This is a genomic window from Methylobacterium litchii, from assembly GCF_038442315.1.
Taxonomy (GTDB): Bacteria; Pseudomonadota; Alphaproteobacteria; order Rhizobiales; family Beijerinckiaceae; genus Methylobacterium; species Methylobacterium litchii.
The window spans coordinates 128807-146847 of the sequence record NZ_JBBXMY010000011.1; the positions used below are offsets into that span (position 1 = coordinate 128807).

Genomic DNA, 18041 nt, shown 5'->3' on the forward strand with positions numbered 1-18041 from the left:
TTACTGCTCGAGCCCGGCGCGCGAGACCCGGCGGGCCTGCAGCGACGCCTCGAAGCTCTGGATCGCGCGGGCGAACTTGTCCCGGCACTCGGGGTTGCAGAAGCCCACGACGGCGCCGTTGTAGAGCGTCAGCGAGTCGGCCGAAATCGGCTCGCCCGACCACGGGCAGGCGTCGTTCACCGCGTCCTCGATCTTCAGCACGTGTCTCTCGGCCACCATGCGGTGCAAGCCTCCGCCACCCGGCCCGCCTTCGGGAGTTCGCCCAACGCCCATCGCGCCCGAGGGCGCGGACGCGCTGTCGGGCGTTGACCTCCGGCCTCGCGGGCCGGTCGGCGGGTCGTGACGCGATCATCTCAGGATCGGGAGCGCGGGGCGTAGCGACCGGACGGGGAAAAGTCAATTTTTCCCTCACCCTCGCTCTCTCGCACAGCAGTGCAGGGCGGCATGGGCCCTGCGTCCCTTTACCACCCGTTAAGCATGTTCGGCTTGGGTGAAGGGGAATGATTCCCAGGACGCATGACGATGTCTGAACCCGCCCGCGCGTTTCCGGCCTACCAGGACGACAACCAGGCGGCTCCGACTCCGCTGCGGGATTGGCTCAGCGCCCTGCAGCGCTACGAGACCGACGCGAACGGCCCGCTCCAGGCCCCAGCCGCCGACAACAGCCCCGGCGGGCCGCGCCTCACCCCGCCCAAGGCCCCCGAGCAGGCCGAGGATGCCGACATCTCCGAACTGATGGCGGAGAACCTGATGCTGAAGGCGAAGCTGCAGGTCGAGCACGACCGGCAGGACGCCCTCCAGAGCGCTCTCGCCGCGCAAATCCGCGAGCTGCGCGAGCATATCGCGCAGGAGATGACCTCGCTGGAGGAGTTGCGGGCCGAGCAGGAGGCCGTCCAGGCCGAGCACGCTGCCTTCCGCGCAGAGCGGGACGCCCTGACGGCCGAGCGGGATGGCTTTCGCGAGGACCGGGACCTGTGGCGGGCGCGGGCCGAGGCCCTGGCCAAGCCGCTGTTCCAGTCGGTCAAGGCCTGACGCGAAGGCCTGAAACGGCGAAGGGCCACCCCGTTTCCAGGATGGCCCTTCCATTGCCGAACCGACAGTCCGGCGGAACTGGTCCGAATTCGAGACTCAGACGCGCTTAGTGCGACGCGCCGGAGGCGAAGGTCCAGGTCCGGGAAGCCGAGACGGTCGGCTGATGACAATGAGACACTGGATCACCTCCTTTCGTTAGTTGCGGGTAGGAGGAAGTTAGGCGGCCAAAGCCGGCTTGTGAAGGGTGGGAGGCTGCGTCGCTTAGCCCTCGCTTTCGCCGGGGGTGCGGAAGGGAGTAAGACGGCCCGGAGGCCGCAAGACCTTCCGATCCCTTCACCGCGATCCCGCCCGTGAACGTCCAGGTTCCTCCACCCCGCGCCGCCGACGAGGCCGCCCTCGATCCGGATGCGATGCGCCAACCGCTGCCGAGCGCGTGGTACTGCGTCGGCCGGGCCGACAGCGTCGGGGGCGGGCGTGTGCGCGCCGTCGCCCTGAACGGCGAGCAGATGGTGGTCGGGCGCGACAAGGATGGGGCACTCTTCGCCCTGCGGGACCGCTGCCCGCACCGGGGCATGGCCCTCTCCAAGGGCCCCTTCGACGGGCAGACCCTGATGTGCCCGTTCCACGGCTGGCGCTTCGGCACGGATGGCGGCTGCCGCGACGTGCCGACCCTGTCCGAGCACGACGCCGCCGACTTCTCTCGCATCCGGGTGCAGCCCTTCCCGATCCGCGAGAGCGCGGGCTTCCTCTGGGTGAACCCGCATCTCGGCCCGGCCCTCGGCGAGCCGCCCGAGCTGCCCTCCCTCGATTTCGAGCCGGCCGGCAGCCTCGTGGTGGAGTTGGAGGTCGAGGCCTCCTTCGACCTCACGGTGCTCAGCCTCGTCGATCCAGGCCATGTCGCCTTCGTCCACGACACGTGGTGGTTCCGCCCCTCGAAGCAGCTGCGCGAGAAGGTGAAGATCTTCGAGCCGGTGATGCACGGCTTCACCATGGCGAGCCACGCCACCACCACGAGTTCGCCGGTCTACAAGCTACTCGGCGGCGTGCCGGACGTGGAGATCGAGTTCCGTCTGCCGGGCGTGCGGCTGGAGCGGATCCGCGCGGGCACGCGCCGGGTGGCGAACTACACCTACGCCACGCCGCTCTCGCCCCACCGGACCATGCTGACCAACGCGCTCTATTGGAGCATGCCGGCGCTCAACCTGCTGAAGCCCGTCGCCCGGCCGCTGATGCGCCAGTTCCTCGGGCAGGATCAACGGGTGCTGCAGGATGCGCAGAAGGGGCTCGACCGCAAGCCGACCATGGTCCTGTTCGGCCAAGGCGATTTGCCCTCGCAATGGTATTTCCGGCTGAAGCGGGAGGCGCTGGAAGCGGGCCTCGCCGGGCGTCCCTTCGTCAATCCGCTGGAGCGGCGGGAACTGCGCTGGCGCTCATGAGCCGCAGGATTCCGCGCGCGGAAAGCTCCTGTTAACCATGATTTACGTAGTCTCGCGCCCGGTTCGTTGCCCCGAGACACGTTGCCCAATGCCCCGCTATTACATCGATCTGCACGACGGCATTCAGCCCATCAAGGACGAGGTCGGCTTCGACCTGCCCGACCTGCCGGCGGCCCGGGCCAAGGTGGTCCGCATCATGTCGGCCATCGCCCGCGACATGCTCCCCGACGTAGAGCGCCAGGATTACGTGGCGGGCGTCCGCGATGCCGTGGGCAAGGTGGTCTACCGGGTGCGCCTTTCCCTGGCCACGGAGATCATCGAGGGCTGATCCGCTATCGCGTCGCGCTTGACCGGCGCGGCGCGGCGGCCATCTCCTGAAGCATGAAACGGCGCAGCCTGCTGACGGTCGCGAGCGCGGCCACGGTCATGACCCTCGGCGGCGTCGGCTATGCCGCCCACCGCCGCAACGCGAACCCCTATTATTCCGGGCCGGTCTCGGACCATTTCGACGGGAAGCGCTTCTTCCTGCCGGGGGTCGACACCGACCGCGGCTTGAAGGACGTCGCCCGCTGGCAGGCCCAGCGCCGCCGCACGCCCTGGCCGAAGAGCGTCCCGAGCCCGTTCCCGGCCGACCGGCCGCCGGAGCGGGTGGCGGGCCTGCGCGTCGTGCTCATCGGCCACGCGAGCTACCTCGTGCAGGTCGCCGGCCGCAACATCCTGATCGATCCGGTCTTCGCCAAGCGGGCGAGCCCCGTGCGCTTCGCCGGGCCCAAGCGGGTGAACCCGCCGGGCATCGCCCTGGCCGACCTGCCGCCCATCGATGCGGTGCTCATCACCCACAACCACTACGACCATCTCGACGGGCCGAACCTTGCGCGGATCTGGCAGGCGCATCAGCCGCTCATGGTGGCGCCCCTCGGCAACGACGCGATCCTGCGCGGCTACGACGACACGATGCATGTCGAGACCCGCGACTGGGGCGAGTCGGTCGATCTCGGCGACGGGCTGTCCGTCCACCTGACGCCCGCCAACCACTGGTCGGCGCGGGGGATCAACGACCGCCGCATGGCCCTGTGGTGCGCCTTCGCGATCCTGTCGCCGCAGGGCTTCCACTATCATGTCGGCGATACCGGCCTCGGCGACGGGTCGATCTTCCAGGCGGTGCGCACGCGTTTCGGGTCGCCGCGCCTCGCCACCCTGCCCATCGGCGCCTACGAGCCGCGTTGGTTCATGGGGCCGCAGCATGTCGATCCCGCCGAGGCGGTGGAGATCGCCCGCATCCTCGGCGCGGAGCAGGCGCTCGGGCACCATTGGGGCACGTTCCAACTGACCGACGAGGGCGTCGAGCGCCCGGCGGAAGACCTCGCCGCCGCCCTCGCCACGGCCGGCATGGCGCCGGAAACTTTCCTCGCCCTGCGGCCCGGCCAGGTCTGGCAGGGCTGAACCGTCCGGCCAAGCATACGGCACGATGTATGCAAGATACCGGATGCGGCGACGCCAGCCGCGTCCGAGCCGGGAAACTGATGACCTTCGTCGTGCCGACACGCCGCTCCCTCATGGCCGGAGGGGCAGCGCTCGCCGCCCTCAGCACCGCCGGCCGCGCACAGGCCGCGAGCGAACCGGGGACCCTGACCTACGGCATCTCGATGACCGACCTGCCGCTGACCACCGGCCAGCCGGACAGGGGCGCGGGCGGCTACCAGTTCACCGGCCTCACCCTCTACGATCCGCTGGTCGCCTGGGAACTCGACGTGGCAGACCGGCCCGGCAAGATGGTGCCGGGGCTCGCCACCTCCTGGGAGAGCGATCCCGCCGACCGGAAGAACTGGATCTTCCGCCTGCGCGACGGGGTGACGTTCCACGACGGCTCGGCCTTCGACGCCGACGCGGTGATCTGGAACTTCGACAAGGTGCTGAACAAGGAGGCACCGCATTTCGACCAGCGTCAGGCCGCGCAGGTCCGCCCGCGCCTGCCGGGCGTCGCGTCCTACAAGAAGCTCGACCCGATGACGGTGCAGGTGACGACAAAGGCCGTCGACAGCCTGTTCCCCTACCAGATGCTGTGGTTCCTGATCTCCTCGCCCGCGCAATACGAGAAGGTCGGGCGGGACTGGGCGAAGTTCGCCTTCGCGCCCTCGGGCACCGGGCCGTTCAAGCTGGTGAAGCTCCTGCCGCGCGTCAGCCTGGAGATGGTGCCCAACGCCGCCTACTGGAATCCGAAGCGGATCTCGAAGCTGTCGAAGCTCACGCTCACCTGCGTGCCCGAGGATCTCGCGCGGGTGAACGCCCTGCTCTCGGGCAATGTCGATCTTATCGAATCCCCCGCGCCCGATGCCGTGCCGCGCCTCAAGGGTGCGGGCATGCGCATCGTCGGCAACGACACGCCCCATGTCTGGAACTACCACCTCTCCATGCTCGAGGGCTCGCCCTGGCGCGACCTGCGCCTGCGCAAGGCGGCCAACCTCGCCATCGACCGGGACGGCGTGGTGCAGCTGATGGGCGGGCTCGCCACCCCGGCGGTCGGGCAGGTGCAGAAGTCGAGCCCGTGGTTCGGCAAGCCGGATTTCGCGATCAAGACCGATGTCGATCAGGCCCGCAAGCTCGTGGAGGAGGCGGGCTATTCGGTGAAGAACCCCCTCAAGACGACGATCCTCATCCCGAGCGGCGGCACCGGGCAGATGCTGTCCCTGCCGATCAACGAGTACGTCCAGCAGAGCTGGGCGGAAGTCGGCATCCAGGCCGAGTTCAAGGTGGTGGAGCTGGAGGTCGCCTACACCGCGTGGCGGCAGGGCGCGGCGGATCCGAGCCTGAAGAGCGTCTCGGCGGAAAACATCGCCTACGTCACGTCGGACCCATTCTACGCGATCCTGCGCTTCTACGATTCGAAGCAGATCTCACCCAACGGCGTGAATTGGAGCCATTACCGCAACCCGGAGGTCGATGGCCTCTGCGATAAGGTGAAGGCCAGCCTCGACCCGGCCGAGCAGGACAAACTCCTCGCCCGCATCCACGAAATCGTGGTGAACGACGCGGTGCAGGTTTGGGTGGTGCACGACACCAATGCGCATGCGTTGTCGAACCGCGTGAAGCAGTATGTCCAGGCCCAGCACTGGTTCCAGGATCTGACCACGCTTGCCTGAAGACAATCGAACTTCGGAACCTCCTTCGCGAACTCGTGTTGAGTCGCGATACGCGAAGGAGGAACTTATGAAGACACTGCTAGCCGGTGCGATCGTCGTAGCCTCGATCGCCAGCACTGCTCCGGCCGTGGCCCAGCGGATCGATATCGGGCCGGGCGGCCCAAGCATCGACCTGCGGTCTCGTGGCCAGCGCGAGCGGGATTTCCAGCGCGAGGAATATCGCCGGGACCGCGAGGCCGAGCGCCGCGCCTATTACCGCGAGGAGCGCTATCGGGACGACCGCCGCGATGACCGGCGCGTCTATCGTCGCGGCTACGAATACTGATCCAGCCGCCAGGACTTGAAGGGGCCGGTACTCGCCGGCCCCTTTCACGTTTTTGTAGTGTTACCGCAACCGACGGCCACTTTTCGCACTTGCGTTAGGTTGGTCCGCGCACTAGGACACTCACGCATCGATTTCGGGAGAAAGTGGCAATGACCCTTCGCAACATCAGTGGTTTCGCGGCCGTGGCTCTTCTGGCTGCTGGTTTTGCAGCGCCGTCCGCCATGGCGAAGCCGATGGGCGGCGCCGGCGCCGTCAAGATGATCGACACCGACAACGACGGCACCGTCGACATGAAGGAAGTCGAGGCTGTCGCCTCCGCCACGTTCGACCGCCTCGAGAAGGATTCCGACGGCACCCTCGACGCCAAGGAGCTGAAGGGCCGCCTGAGCAAGGCCGGTGTGAAGACCGCCGATCCGGATTCCGACGGTACCCTCGACAAGAAGGAATACCTCGCGGCCGTCGGTGAGCGCTTCAAGATGGCCGACCCGGACGGTGACGGCACCCTCGACGCCAAGGAGCTGAACTCCAAGGCCGGCAAGGCGCTCCTCGCCCTCATCAAGTAAGCGGCATCCCCGCTGCACGGACGAACCCCCGGTGAGAGCCGGGGGTTTTTTGTTGGCGTGGGACCGCCCCTACCGTCCCCACAGCCCCACGCGCTCGGCCCGGGCCTGATCCTCCGCGTCGAGAAGGTCGGGCGGGGCATCCTCGCGGGCGCGGGCACCGCCCGCCGCCACGATGAGCCCGGCGAGGTCGGCCCCTTCGAGGGTGCAGCGGACGCCCTCCGCGCCGCCGCCCGCGCAGACCACCTCGCGACGCCGCAGGTAGGCGGCCAGTTGCCGGGCGAGATGCCCGCCCTGGCCCTCGACGCCGAGGAGTCGGACGGCGCGCCCCCGGAACGAGAGGGTGGCGGTGTCGATCACGCTCGGCACGCCCCGGACCTCGTCCGACGTGTCGGAGGGCGGCGGGGCCACCTGCGTCGCGGGCACGGCCTCGGCCCGCGCGGCGGAGACGGGCGCCCGCGCCTTGCCCTTGGCGATGAGCGCCGAGGCCCGCTGGACGAAATCGTGGAAGATCCCCGCCGGCATCTCACCGCCGAACATCCTGTTCATGGGGCTGTCGTCGTCGTTGCCGACCCAGACGCCGACCACGAGGTCCGGCGTCATGCCGACGAACCACGCATCGCGAAAATCCTGGCTGGTGCCGGTCTTGCCGCCGATGATCTGGCCCGGCACCCGGGCCGCCCGGCCGGTGCCCGATTCCACCACCGCCTGGAGGGAATCGAGCATCATCGTGCGCGGCTCGACGGGCAGGCTCGCCGTGTCGGTGGGGTCGGCGCGGACGTAGACCGGCTTCGGATCGCCGCCCCGGATCGCGTTGATCGCGTAGGTGTCCAGAGGCGTGCGCCCGGCAAGGACCGAACCGAAGGCGCGGGTCATCTCCAGGAGGCTCACCGCGCCGGAGCCGAGGACGAGGCTCGGCACGGCCGGGAGGTCGGATTGGATGCCGAGCCGCTTCGCCGTGGCGATGATCGCCGGGATGCCGACCTCCTGGCCGAGCTGGGCGGCCACGGTGTTGATCGACAGGGCGAAGGCGGTGCGCAGGGGCACCGGCCCCCGGTACTTGTTGTCGTCGTTCTCCGGCTCCCAATCGCCGATGCGGACGGGGCGGTCGACCACCACCGAATCGGGCGTGAAACCCTTCTCGTAGGCCGTGAGGTAGGTGAGCATCTTGAACAGCGAGCCGGGCTGGCGCTTCGCCTGCACCGCGCGGTTGAACTGGCTGTCCTCGTAATCGCGCCCGCCGACCAGGGCGAGGATCGCGCCCTCCTTCGACAGCACCACCATCGCCGCCTGCCCGACCTTGCGGCGGGCGCCGTCCTTGTCGAGGCGCTTGGCCACCGCCGCCTCGGCGAGGCTCTGGAGATCGAGGTTCAGGGTGGAGCGGACGGTGATGTCGCCGTCGGTGCCCGCCAGACGCTTCAGATCCGGGGCGATCATGTCGAGGAAGTAGTTCGAGCCGGGCGGCGCCTCGGGCGGGGTCTTCAGCGTAACGCTCTGGCGGCGGGCGGCGTCCGCCTCCTTCGCGGTGATGGCCCCGGTCTCGACCATGGCCTGGAGCACCACGTCGGCGCGCTCCTTGGCGCCGCCGAGGTTGCGCGTCGGGGCGAGTTGCGACGGCGCGCGGACGAGGCCCGCGAGCATCGCCGCCTCGGGCAGGGTCAGGGCCTTGGCCGGCTTACCGAAATAGCGCCGTGCGGCGGCATCGGCACCATAGGCGCCCGCGCCGAAATAGGCGGCATCGAGATAGCCGAGCAGGATCTCGTCCTTGCTCATGGTCGCCTCGGCGCGCAGCGCCAGCAGCGCCTCCTGCGTCTTGCGCCAGAGCGACTTCTCCTGATTCAGGGTGATGAGGCGGACATATTGCTGCGTGATGGTCGAGCCGCCCTCGCGCACGCCCCCGCCGCGCAGGTTGCGCCACGCGGCGCGGGCGAGGCCGCGCAGGTCGATCCCCCAATGCTGGTAGAAGCGCCGGTCCTCGATGGCGACGATCGCCTGGGCGAGGTGCGGCGGCAGGTCGGCCTGGGTCAGCCTCTGGCCCCGGAAGCTGCCGCGGGTGGCGAAGACCTTGCCGTTGTCGGCCTCCACCGTGACGGCGCGCTGGGCCGGCGCCGCCGCGCCGCTGCCGAGGGGCGGCAGGCTCACGAGCGCGGCGAGGACGTAGAGGCCGAGCGCCATTGCCGGCAGCAGGATGACGGCCGCGGCGATCGCCAGGGCCGGCCGGCCGGACGACACGGCGCGCAGGCTGCGAAGCCAGCTCGGCGTCGCCGGCCGCGGCTCGGGCGCGGGCCGCGCCTCCCGGCGGCGGCGACGAGCCTCGACGGCGCCCTGCAGGCCGGAGCGGGCCGCCCGGTAGGCGCCACCCCCGGCCCGTCCGGCGAAGACACCGAGGCTGCGCCCGAGGGCGGCGGCCGCGCCGAGCACCTCGCGCCCGGCGGCGCGGGTGTCGGGCGATTGGCCCCCGGGGGGCGATGGGTCCGGGCGAGGGCCGTCGTTCACGGCCTGCGCGGGAGCACGGTCGCGGAGGCGTGGCGGCTGCGCAGGCTGACGCCGAGGATCACCAGCATCACGCCGAAGGCGATGGCATAGGCGCCGAGCCACCATGTCAGCACCAGGGCCGACATGCCGGGCTCGATCACCAGGGCGAGGCCGAACAGCACGGAGACGATCCCGCCGAGCAGGAGCCACCACCGCCCGTAATGCAGGTGCAGCCGGAAGGCGGCGGCGATCATCAGGGCGCCGGTCACGAAGGCCCAGGCGGCGAGCAGCAGCACGAAGGCCCACACCGCCGCCGCCGGCACGAGGAAGGCGGCCACGCCGACGACGATGTCCACGACGCCTTCGAGCAGCAGGAAGCCCCAGCGCTCGTGCTTCTGCGCGGCGCGGATCGCCCCGACGATGGTGAAGATGCCGTCCACCAGCATGTAGGCGGCAAAGAACAGGACCAGCGAGAGCACGAAGGCGGCCGGCGCCGCGAAGGCGATGGCGCCGAACAGGATGCTGACCACCCCGCGCAGGGCGACGAGCCACCAGTTGCGGGCGAGCGCGGTGCTCATGGCGTCGAGGCGGGCGGCCCCGACGAGGGGAACGCCCGTGGGCGTGGTGGACCGGGGATCGAGAGAGGGACCGCCTGTCATGGCCTGGCGTGCTCCGGCGAGGGGGCTGCGGCGTCGCGAGCAAGCTCCACCGTTCGCCCCCCAAACGCGGTGCGTGCCGGGGCGTTCCTGCGCCGGCGTTGCGCCGACCGCTTACTCCGCGTCGGGCGGCAGGGCTTCGGTCACTTCGATGCGGCGCGGCGCGGAGGGTTCGGTCTCCGGCTGGGCCCCGGTATCGGCGGCGGCGGCCACCGCCGTCACGCCCCTGTAGCGGGCGAGGCGGGCATCGATCATGTCCTCGATGCGGCTCTGGAACTCGGCGATGGTCAGGTGGCGGCGCTTGCCGCCCTCCGTCTGGGTGAACAGGCTGCGGTTCGCCTTCGCCGCCGAGCGGAACGCCTTGGCGGCGGTCTCGTCGGGCTTCTCGCTCGACAGGGACACGAACCTGCCCGCGCTCGCCGTGCCGAGGAAATGGGCGAGGTACATCTCGGTGGTCGAGAGCGGACGGCCGACGCGGGCCTCGATCCGGTCGCGGTCGCGCTTGATCAGCTCGGCGGCCATCAGGGCGGCGACGCGGGGGTCGTTGCGCAGGGAGAGGACGTGATCCTTCATGCTCCCAGCGACGGTGATGGCCGGGCCGCTGCCCTTCACCGAGGCTGCTTCTTCGGTGAGGCCGTGGCGGGCCCCGAAGTCGCGGATCAGTTCGAGCCAGGTCGCCTTCACGAATTGGAACAGGCCCTGCGCGGAGGATGTCGCCGCCTTCGCGTCGGTGTCGAAGCTGGATTCCTTGTCGGCGAGCGCCATCATGTAGACGGGATCGACGCCGGCCTCCTCGGAGGCCTTCACGATGGTGTCGACCACCTTCAGGGGGACGCTGCGCTGGCCGAAGCGCACGGCGTCTTCGCCGTCTTCCTGCGTCACGCGCGGCAGGGTGGCGAGGTTGTCGGCGATGAGGTCCGTGGTCGGCGGGTCCTGCTCCGGCAAGGGCAGGCCGTTCCAGGCGGAGCGAGCCTCGGTCGGCGGGGCGGCAATGAGGGCGGTCTCGGTCTTAGGGCTGGACTCGATCCGGTCATGGGCCTGGGCGGCCGGGACGAAGAAGGCCGGCGCGATGGCCGCCTGCGGAAGGCCGAAACCGGCCAGCAGGCCGAGCGCGAGGGCGCAGGTCGCACGGGAGCGGCTCTGCCGCCGGGTGCGCGTGGTCGTCGCGAGCATGAGTCCGCCCACGTCGTCGGCGCAACGCGCCGGCTCCGGGAAAACCCCCATCCTTAGGTCCTCTTGTTCTGTGCATTCCCCCGAAGGCCCCGGCTCTGGCGGCCGGGTGGCGTCGGGCGGCCGGCTCTATCGACGCCGGCCGTGACCAGAATGGGACGACCAGATGATTGGACCGTGGCAGGCCCCCGGCGGCGTTAACCCTTGCGAAGCGGCCCGCAGGGCGGGAATCGGAGCGGCGCAGGCATGTGACAGTTGCAAGATGTCGCAGCCGGTCTTGGAACGAAGCACGCAGGGACCAGTTGGGTAGGGCCCGCAACCCGGGCGCCGGAGGTTCGACCTTCCATCCCGGACGCGTCATGCGTCCTCACAAGGACACCAGTTTCCCATGAGCATGCAGCCCGGTCGCCGCGTCGGCGTCGCCATCGTTGGCATGGGGGGCGCCGTCGCCACCACCGCCATCGCCGGCATCGAGATGATCAAGTCCGGTTCGAACCGGCTCGATGGTCTGCCGCTCGCGGGCGTTCCGGTCGCCGGGATGGCCGATTACAAGGACCTCGTCTTCGGCGGCTGGGACCTGAACAGCGACGACCTCGCCTCCGCCGCCGCCGGTCACGGCGTGCTGTCGCGGGAGGACATCGAGAACGGCGCCCAGGTGCTCAAGGGCATCGTGCCGTGGCCGGCGGTCGGCAGCGCGAAGTTCTGCAAGAACATCGACGGGCAGAACCGCATCGTCGCCAAGGACCACCGCGAGGCGGTCTCGGTGATCGCCAACGACCTGAACCGCTTCAAGAAAGAGAGCAATCTCGATGAGGTCGTGGTGGTGAACCTCGCCTCCACCGAGCGCTGGCCCGACCTCTCCGACCCGACGCTGAACTCCACCGCCGCCTTCGAGAAGGGGCTGGATTCGAGCGACGAGGCGATCTCGCCCGCGATGCTCTACGCCTACGCGGCGATCAAGAGCGGCATCCCCTACGCCAACTTCACCCCGTCGGTCGCCGCCGACGTGCCGGCGCTTCTCGAACTCGCCAAGGACCTCAACGTCCCGGTGGCGGGCAAGGACGGCAAGACCGGCCAGACCATGATGAAGACGGTGCTCGCCCCCGCCTTCAAGGCCCGCGCCCTCCACGTCGATGGCTGGTTCTCCACCAACATCCTCGGCAACCGCGACGGCCTCGCCCTCAACGACCCGAACTCGCTGCAGTCGAAGCTCAACACCAAGGGCACGGTGCTCGATTCGATCCTCGGCTACCCGGTCGAGGACCACCTCGTGCACATCCACTATTACCGCCCGCGCGGTGACGACAAGGAAGCCTGGGATAACATCGACATCACCGGCTTCATGGGCCAGCGGATGCAGGTGAAGGTGAACTTCCTCTGCAAGGACTCGATCCTGGCCGCCCCGCTCGTGATCGAGATCGCCCGCGTCCTCGACCTCGCCAAGAAGCGCGGCGACGGCGGCGTGCAGGAGCAGCTTTCGACCTTCTTCAAGGCACCGATGGTCAAGAACGGCCACGGGCCGGAGCACGCCTTCGGCAAGCAGGAGAAGATGCTCCTCGACTGGCTCGGCGCACACTGATGCCAAGCGAGACAGCGGCGGGCGCCAGCGCACCCGCCGAGTTGCGTGAGCTGTTCGTCGAGCTCAACGACCTCAAGCGCGTCCGGTCCGCCGGGCGCCAGGGCACCATCGCCGAGCGCCTGTTCGCGCAGGGCTGGTCGATGCTGACGGGCGGCGCCAGCGCGGAGGATGTCGCCCTCGACATCACCGCGACGGCGCTCGCCGCCACCCGCCTCACCGACCTCGACGCCGCCTTCCTCACCGCCGCCGGCCTTTCAGAGGCCGAGGCGGCGACGGTGCTGCGCGCGGGGTTCGACGAGGTGACGGGCGCCCTCGATCCCGCCCTCCGCGACCGGCTGCGGGCTCGGCTCACCCCCGGCGAGGAGCCCGAGGCCGGCTTTGTGCCGAGCTTCGTCGGGGCGCTCGCCGCCCAGCCCCGGGCGGGCGTCACCTGCCCCGGCAAGCCGCGCATCCTGCTGGAGCCGCCGGAGAACCACGCCGAGCATTGCCTGATGGTGGCGGTGTACGGCGTGTGTCTCGCGCCGTTCTACCGGGCGGACCCGACGACGGTGTTCCTCGCGGCGATGGCGCATCACTTCCACAACGCGGCGATGCCGGATGCCGGCTTCACCGGCGAGATGTTGCTCGGCGACCACCTCCTACCGATCATGGCGGTTTCGACCGGTTGGGCGCTCGGCGAACTCGACGAGGCGAGGGACCTCCGCACAGAGGTCGAGCGCGCCCGCGCGGTCCTGCCCGACGATTCCACCGCCGAGGGCCGCGCCTTCCACGCGGCCGATTGCATCGACCGGGTGCTGCAGATCGCCCAGCACCTGCGGGCGGCCTCCCTCACCATGGGGACGGTGCTGGACGAGATGGAACTGGTCCATGCCGGGCCGGTGAAGGGTTTCCATGACAGGGTCCTGCGCGACATGCGGATCCCTTGAGCCGACGGCTTGATCGACGGGCGCCCGCGCCCATCTGCCGATCCTGTCCGTGAGCGCCATGATACCCTTTCCCCTCGTCTCGCCCTCGACCGGCCACGCCCTCAAGCCCGACGCCCCGCATGCCCTGCGAGACGTCGAGACCGGGGAGCGTTGGCCGGTCATCGACGGCATCCCCTACCTGCGCGTCGGCCGCGAAGCGCTGGTCGAGCGGGTGCTCGCTCATCTCGACGGGGGCGAGCCGGACGAGGCCCTGTGCGCGATCCTCGCCGACCAGGACGATTGGTGGAACGGGCCGCCCGCCGACTCGGCCGACCTGATCACCCTCATTCGCGAGCGCCGCACCGCCACCCTGCGGGACGCCGTGCGCCTCCTCGGCTGGGGCCGCGTGGGCGACTACTTCCTGCATCGCTGGAGCGACCCGACCTATCTCGCCGGCCTCGCCATGCTGGAGGCGCACTGGAACGATCCCGTCTGCGTCTTCGAATTCGCCTGCGGCATCGGCCATTACCTGCGCGAACTGGCGCGGCGCGGCTGCAAGGTCTCCGGGGCCGACGTGGTCTTCGCCAAGCTCTGGGTCGCCCGGCACTGGGTGGTCGGCGAGAAGGCGCAGCTCGTCTGCTTCGATGCGAACTCGCCGCATTGGCCGGTTCCCGGCGCGCCGGTCGATCTCGTCGTCTGCAACGACGCCTTCTACTTCCTCGACGACAAACCGCGCGTCCTCGACCACCTGCGCCAGATGGCGGGCGACGAGGGCTGGCTCGCCCTCAGCCACATCCACAACCGCGACTGCCCCGGCTTCTCCGCCGGCAAGGCGGTGAGCGTCGAGGACATCGGCGACCTCTTCCCCGACGCCCTCGTCTACGACGACGACGAACTGACCCGCTCCCTCGCCGAGGCCCGCGCGCCGATCCCGCACGAGGCCGGCGACCTGCGCGGCTGCGAGGCGTTCTCCGTCGTGGCCGGGCCGGGGATGCGCCCGGCTCCGCGCTCCGTCGTGGACGGGCTGACCCTGCCGAAGGCCGGCACCCCGCTGGCGCTGAACCCCCTCTACGGACCGGACGGCAACGACTTCGCCATCCATTTCCCGTCCGAGCGGTATGCGGCCGAGTACGGCCCGCGCGTGACATACCCGATGCGCTCGCCGGGGCCGGAGCGCCTGACCTATGGCGGGGGCATCGACGCCCCCGAGACCAAGCGCGTCCGCGTCCGCGAGTTCGTCGATCTGCCGGAGCGGTGGTGATGGCACCGGTCGGCTGGGGCATCGTCGGATACGGCTGGGTCGCCCGCGATTACATGGCGCCGGGCATCCGCGAGGCGGGGCACCGGCTGGTGGCCGTCTGCGACCCGAACCCCGCCTGCCGCGAGGCCGCCGCCGCCGAGGGCGCTCGGACCCACGCGGACCTCGCCGCCTTCCTCGCCGACCCGGAGGTGGAGGCGGTCTACATCGCCACGCCGAACCACCTCCACCGGGAGGCGGTGGAAGCCCTGGCGCGGGCCGGCAAGGCGGTGCTCTGCGAGAAGCCGATGGCGGCCTCGCTCGCCGATGCGGAGGCCATGGCCCGCGCCGTCGAATCCGAAAAAATCTTCTACGGCACGGCCTTCGATCAGCGCCACCATCCGGCCCACCGGGCGATCCGTGAGCGCATCGCCTCGGGGGTGCTGGGCACCGTCACGACGGTGCGGATCGTCTATGCCTGTTGGCTCGGGCGGGACTGGTCGACGGCGGGGCAGCCGAACTGGCGGATCGATTCCGTCCAGGCCGGCGGCGGCGCCCTCATCGACCTCGCCCCCCACGGGATCGACCTGATCGACTTTCTGCTGGGCGAGCCGCTGGCCGACATCACGGCCCTGACGCAGAGCAAGGTCCAGGATTACGCCGTCGATGACGGCGCCCTGCTGATCGGGCGCACCGAAGCGGGGACGCTGGCGAGCCTGCACGTTGCCTACAATTGCCCCGATGCGCTGCCCCGGCGCCGGCTCGAGATCGTCGGCACGAAGGGGTTGCTGGTCGCCGAGAACACGATGGGCCAGACGCCCGGCGGCAGCCTCGTTTTCCACGACGGCGCCACGGGCCGCACCACGCCGGTCGCCTTCGACGGCGACGCCTCGCCCTTCACCGAGCAGGTCCGCGCGTTCGGCGCGGCGCTCCGCAACCCGCCGGAGCGCGCCGCCTACAGCGCCGCCCGCGACCTGCACACGATGCGCCTCGTGGCGCGGGCCTATGGCAATTCATGACGTCACCGCGAGCGATGCGATGACGACAAAGAAGAAAACGGACTGATCACGTGAGCGAGACCCAGGACGAACGCGCCCGCCACGCCAAGCTGAAGGCGCCGCGCTCCTATCCATTCGGCGGTGCCCGCCCCATCGAGGGCCTGCCCGAGCGCCTGCCCGATCCCGTGCGCGCCTATCTCGACATCCTGCCCGAGGGGAAGATCGTCGGCTTCCCCCTGGCGCCCCTCGACCGCACGGGCGTGCCGGTCTGGTTCGTGGCCCTGTTCCTCGACGATCCGTTCTTCGTCGGCGCGATGCCGTCCGGCATCGGCTACGGCGCCACCGACGATGAGGCGCTGATCGGCGCCGTCGCCGAGATCGCCGAGAACCTGATGCCCTCGCTGGCGGTGCTGCCCCGTGCCAAGGAACGGGCGAGCTACGACGACCTCGTGCGGGTCTATGGCGCGAACTCGGTGGCCGATCCGCTGACCCTGTGCCTCCCCGCCGGCTTCCCCGTGGGGCGCGGCAGCGTGCTCGAATGGACGCCGACCGTGCGCCACGCCACGGGCGAGATCGTGCTGATGCCCCTCGACATCGCCGCGACCGACTATTTCGAACTGTCCGAGGGCTACCAGCCCTTCACCAACCTCATCACCAACGGCCTCGGCGCCGGGCCGGATGTGCCCTTCGCGCTGGGCCACGGCGTGCTCGAACTCCTTCAGCGCGACGGCAACGGCCTGCTGTTCCGCGCCCTCGACCAGGGGGTGATGCTCGACCTCGATGGGATCGGCCCCGAGAACGCCGCGATGCTCGCCCGGCTGAAGGACCTCGGCATCCGGGCGCTCCCGAAATTCGCCACCGACCAGTTCGGCCTGACGAACCTCTACGTCGTCGGCTACGACGAGGACGCTGACCGGGCGCCTGCGCCCATCGCCCTCTCGGCCTGCGGCGAGGCCTGCGATCCCGACCGCGACCGCGCCCTGCGCAAGGCGCTGCTGGAATTCCAGGCGGCGCGGGTGCGCAAGACCTTCGGCCACGGCCCGCTGGACCTCGCCTCCACCGTCACCCCGCCGGGCTACGTCGATGCCTTCATTCAGAAGGCGCTCCCCAGCCTCGACCTCGAAGAGGGACGGGCGCTGCAAGCCATGCTCGAATGGATCGAGATGCCGAAGGCCGATTTGCGGGCGGTGCTCTCCGAGACGGTCTATTCCGAACGCGCCACCAAGCGCTTCTCGGACTTGCCCTCGACGCCGGCCGAGGATGGACATGCCCGAGGCAAGATCGCCTGCGACCGGCTGCTCGAAGCGGGCTTCGACGTCCTCTACGTCGATTGCTCGCCCCATGGCGGCGGCGTTGGGGTGGTGAAGGCCATCGTGCCGGGCCTCGAAGTCGAGACCATGAGCTACTACCGCATCGGCGAGCGCAACACGCGCAAGCTCATCGAGCGCGACCACCCGCTGATCAAGTTCGGGCAGGAGAGCGAGACCCTGCGCCCCGTCCGCCTGACGCCGGAGGCCCTGGAGCGGTTCGGCGGCCAGCCCCTGTTCGACGTGGCGCTGGCTGAGCGCATCGTCGGGCGCCACTATCCCCTGTACCGCGAACCGGAATCGCACCATGCGCCGTTCCGGTTGCAGCAACGGAAGGGGAGGGCGGCATGACGCTTCGCTTCGCCTACAACACCAACGGTGCCGCCAACCACCGGCTGGACGAGGCCCTGCACCTCATCAAGGCCGCCGGCTACGACGGCGTGGCCCTGACGCTCGACATCCACCATCTCGACCCCTTCGCCGAGAATTGGTCGGCGGAAGCGGGCCGGATCGCGAGCCTGATGGAAAGGCTCGAACTCGCCTGCGTGATCGAGACCGGCGCCCGCTTCCTCCTCGACCCCACCGCCAAGCACGAGCCGACCCTCGTCACCGCCGATGCGGCGGGCCGGGCGCGGCGGGTCGGCTTCCTGAAGCGGGCCTGCGAGATCGGCGCGATGCTCTCGGCCGAGGCGGTTTCGTTCTGGGCCGGCGTGCCCAAGCCCGGCGTCGACCGCGAGGAGGCGAAGGGCTGGCTGCGGGACGGGCTCGCGGAGGTCGCCGCCTTCGCGAACGAGGCGGGCGTGGTGCCCTGCCTCGAACCCGAGCCCGGCATGCTGATCGAGACGCTGGACGACTACGCCGCCCTCGCCATTCCGGGGCTGAAGCTCGCCCTCGACACCGGTCATTGCCTCGTCACCGGCGAGCGCGAGCCGGCGGCGGCGGTGCGGGAATTCGCCGACCGGATCGGCACGGTCGCCATCGAGGACATGAAGCGCGGCAGCCATATCCACCTGCCCTTCGGTGAGGGGGACATGGACGTGCCGGGCGTCCTCGAAGCCCTGGAGGAAGTCGGCTACGGCAAGCTGATCTGCGTCGAGCTCTCCCGCGAGAGCCACCGCGCCGACGTGATGATCCCGCAAGCCCTCGACTTCCTGCGCACCTGCCGCCGGCCGGGTCCGGTCGTCGCCGCAGGGCAGGAGACGCGGCGGCAGTTTTGAGCAC

Annotated in this window: 17 protein-coding genes; 13 read left to right on the forward strand and 4 right to left on the reverse strand. The window is 70.1% G+C overall.

Annotated elements, in window-relative coordinates; translation table 11 throughout:
- Complete coding sequence (locus tag AAHF99_RS19260) at positions 1-219, reverse strand: glutathione S-transferase (RefSeq protein WP_342166089.1); 219 nt, start codon at positions 217-219, stop codon at positions 1-3.
- A gap of 303 nt (positions 220-522) precedes the next feature.
- Here AAHF99_RS19260 and AAHF99_RS19265 point away from each other — a divergent pair, with 303 nt between their 5' ends.
- The 7 genes from AAHF99_RS19265 to AAHF99_RS19295 all read left to right on the forward strand — a co-directional run bounded on the left by AAHF99_RS19265 (position 523) and on the right by AAHF99_RS19295 (position 6496).
- Positions 523-1032: an ATPase gene (locus AAHF99_RS19265; RefSeq protein ID WP_342166090.1), complete on the forward strand. Its 510-nt coding sequence runs from the start codon at positions 523-525 to the stop codon at positions 1030-1032.
- A 410-nt stretch (positions 1033-1442) separates the two neighbouring features.
- The gene (locus AAHF99_RS19270; RefSeq protein ID WP_342166151.1) at positions 1443-2468 is read left to right on the forward strand and encodes an aromatic ring-hydroxylating dioxygenase subunit alpha; all 1026 of its coding nucleotides are present in this window, start codon (positions 1443-1445) and stop codon (positions 2466-2468) included.
- A gap of 88 nt (positions 2469-2556) precedes the next feature.
- Entirely contained in the window at positions 2557-2796 is a 240-nt protein-coding gene (locus tag AAHF99_RS19275; RefSeq protein ID WP_243953720.1) for a DUF6894 family protein, read from the forward strand.
- Positions 2797-2849: 53 nt separating this feature from the next.
- On the forward strand, positions 2850-3911 hold the full coding sequence (locus tag AAHF99_RS19280; RefSeq protein ID WP_342166091.1) for an MBL fold metallo-hydrolase: 1062 nt from the start codon (positions 2850-2852) through the stop codon (positions 3909-3911).
- An 80-nt stretch (positions 3912-3991) separates the two neighbouring features.
- Positions 3992-5608 carry an ABC transporter substrate-binding protein gene (locus tag AAHF99_RS19285; RefSeq protein ID WP_342166092.1) on the forward strand — a complete coding sequence of 539 codons (1617 nt, stop codon included), beginning with the start codon at positions 3992-3994 and terminating at the stop codon, positions 5606-5608.
- 67 nt (positions 5609-5675) lie between these two features.
- Positions 5676-5933 (forward strand): hypothetical protein, encoded by a 258-nt coding sequence (locus AAHF99_RS19290; RefSeq protein WP_243953723.1) that lies wholly within the window; start codon positions 5676-5678, stop codon positions 5931-5933.
- Positions 5934-6082: 149 nt separating this feature from the next.
- On the forward strand, positions 6083-6496 hold the full coding sequence (locus AAHF99_RS19295; RefSeq protein ID WP_243930616.1) for a penta-EF hand family protein: 414 nt from the start codon (positions 6083-6085) through the stop codon (positions 6494-6496).
- Between the two features lie 69 nt (positions 6497-6565).
- Here the strand turns inward: AAHF99_RS19295 and AAHF99_RS19300 are convergent, their stop codons facing one another.
- The 3 genes from AAHF99_RS19300 to AAHF99_RS19310 all read right to left on the reverse strand — a co-directional run bounded on the left by AAHF99_RS19300 (position 6566) and on the right by AAHF99_RS19310 (position 10848).
- A complete protein-coding gene (locus AAHF99_RS19300) occupies positions 6566-8989 on the reverse strand; it encodes a PBP1A family penicillin-binding protein (protein WP_342166093.1) in 2424 nt (807 codons plus the stop codon).
- Positions 8986-9627, reverse strand: a complete 642-nt coding sequence (locus tag AAHF99_RS19305; RefSeq protein WP_342166094.1) for an HdeD family acid-resistance protein — start codon at positions 9625-9627, stop codon at positions 8986-8988. The genes AAHF99_RS19300 and AAHF99_RS19305 overlap by 4 nt, the downstream gene beginning before the upstream one ends.
- Positions 9628-9738: 111 nt before the next feature.
- On the reverse strand, positions 9739-10848 hold the full coding sequence (locus tag AAHF99_RS19310; protein WP_342166095.1) for a transglycosylase SLT domain-containing protein: 1110 nt from the start codon (positions 10846-10848) through the stop codon (positions 9739-9741).
- A gap of 334 nt (positions 10849-11182) precedes the next feature.
- Here AAHF99_RS19310 and AAHF99_RS19315 point away from each other — a divergent pair, with 334 nt between their 5' ends.
- From AAHF99_RS19315 to AAHF99_RS19340, 6 genes are read left to right on the forward strand one after another with little or no spacing between them, the layout of a single operon-like run.
- On the forward strand, positions 11183-12373 hold the full coding sequence (locus AAHF99_RS19315; protein WP_243953727.1) for an inositol-3-phosphate synthase: 1191 nt from the start codon (positions 11183-11185) through the stop codon (positions 12371-12373).
- Positions 12373-13299, forward strand: a complete 927-nt coding sequence (locus AAHF99_RS19320; protein ID WP_342166096.1) for a hypothetical protein — start codon at positions 12373-12375, stop codon at positions 13297-13299. Before AAHF99_RS19315 ends, AAHF99_RS19320 begins: the two co-directional genes overlap by 1 nt.
- Positions 13300-13357: 58 nt before the next feature.
- Positions 13358-14539, forward strand: coding sequence for a class I SAM-dependent methyltransferase (locus tag AAHF99_RS19325; RefSeq protein ID WP_342166097.1), 1182 nt, complete (start codon positions 13358-13360; stop codon positions 14537-14539).
- The gene (locus tag AAHF99_RS19330) at positions 14539-15534 is read left to right on the forward strand and encodes a Gfo/Idh/MocA family protein (protein WP_342166098.1); all 996 of its coding nucleotides are present in this window, start codon (positions 14539-14541) and stop codon (positions 15532-15534) included. Before AAHF99_RS19325 ends, AAHF99_RS19330 begins: the two co-directional genes overlap by 1 nt.
- A 50-nt stretch (positions 15535-15584) precedes the next feature.
- Positions 15585-17171 carry a YcaO-like family protein gene (locus tag AAHF99_RS19335; RefSeq protein ID WP_342166099.1) on the forward strand — a complete coding sequence of 529 codons (1587 nt, stop codon included), beginning with the start codon at positions 15585-15587 and terminating at the stop codon, positions 17169-17171.
- The gene (locus AAHF99_RS19340; RefSeq protein WP_342166100.1) at positions 17168-18037 is read left to right on the forward strand and encodes a sugar phosphate isomerase/epimerase family protein; all 870 of its coding nucleotides are present in this window, start codon (positions 17168-17170) and stop codon (positions 18035-18037) included. Before AAHF99_RS19335 ends, AAHF99_RS19340 begins: the two co-directional genes overlap by 4 nt.
- Positions 18038-18041 lie beyond the last annotated feature (4 nt).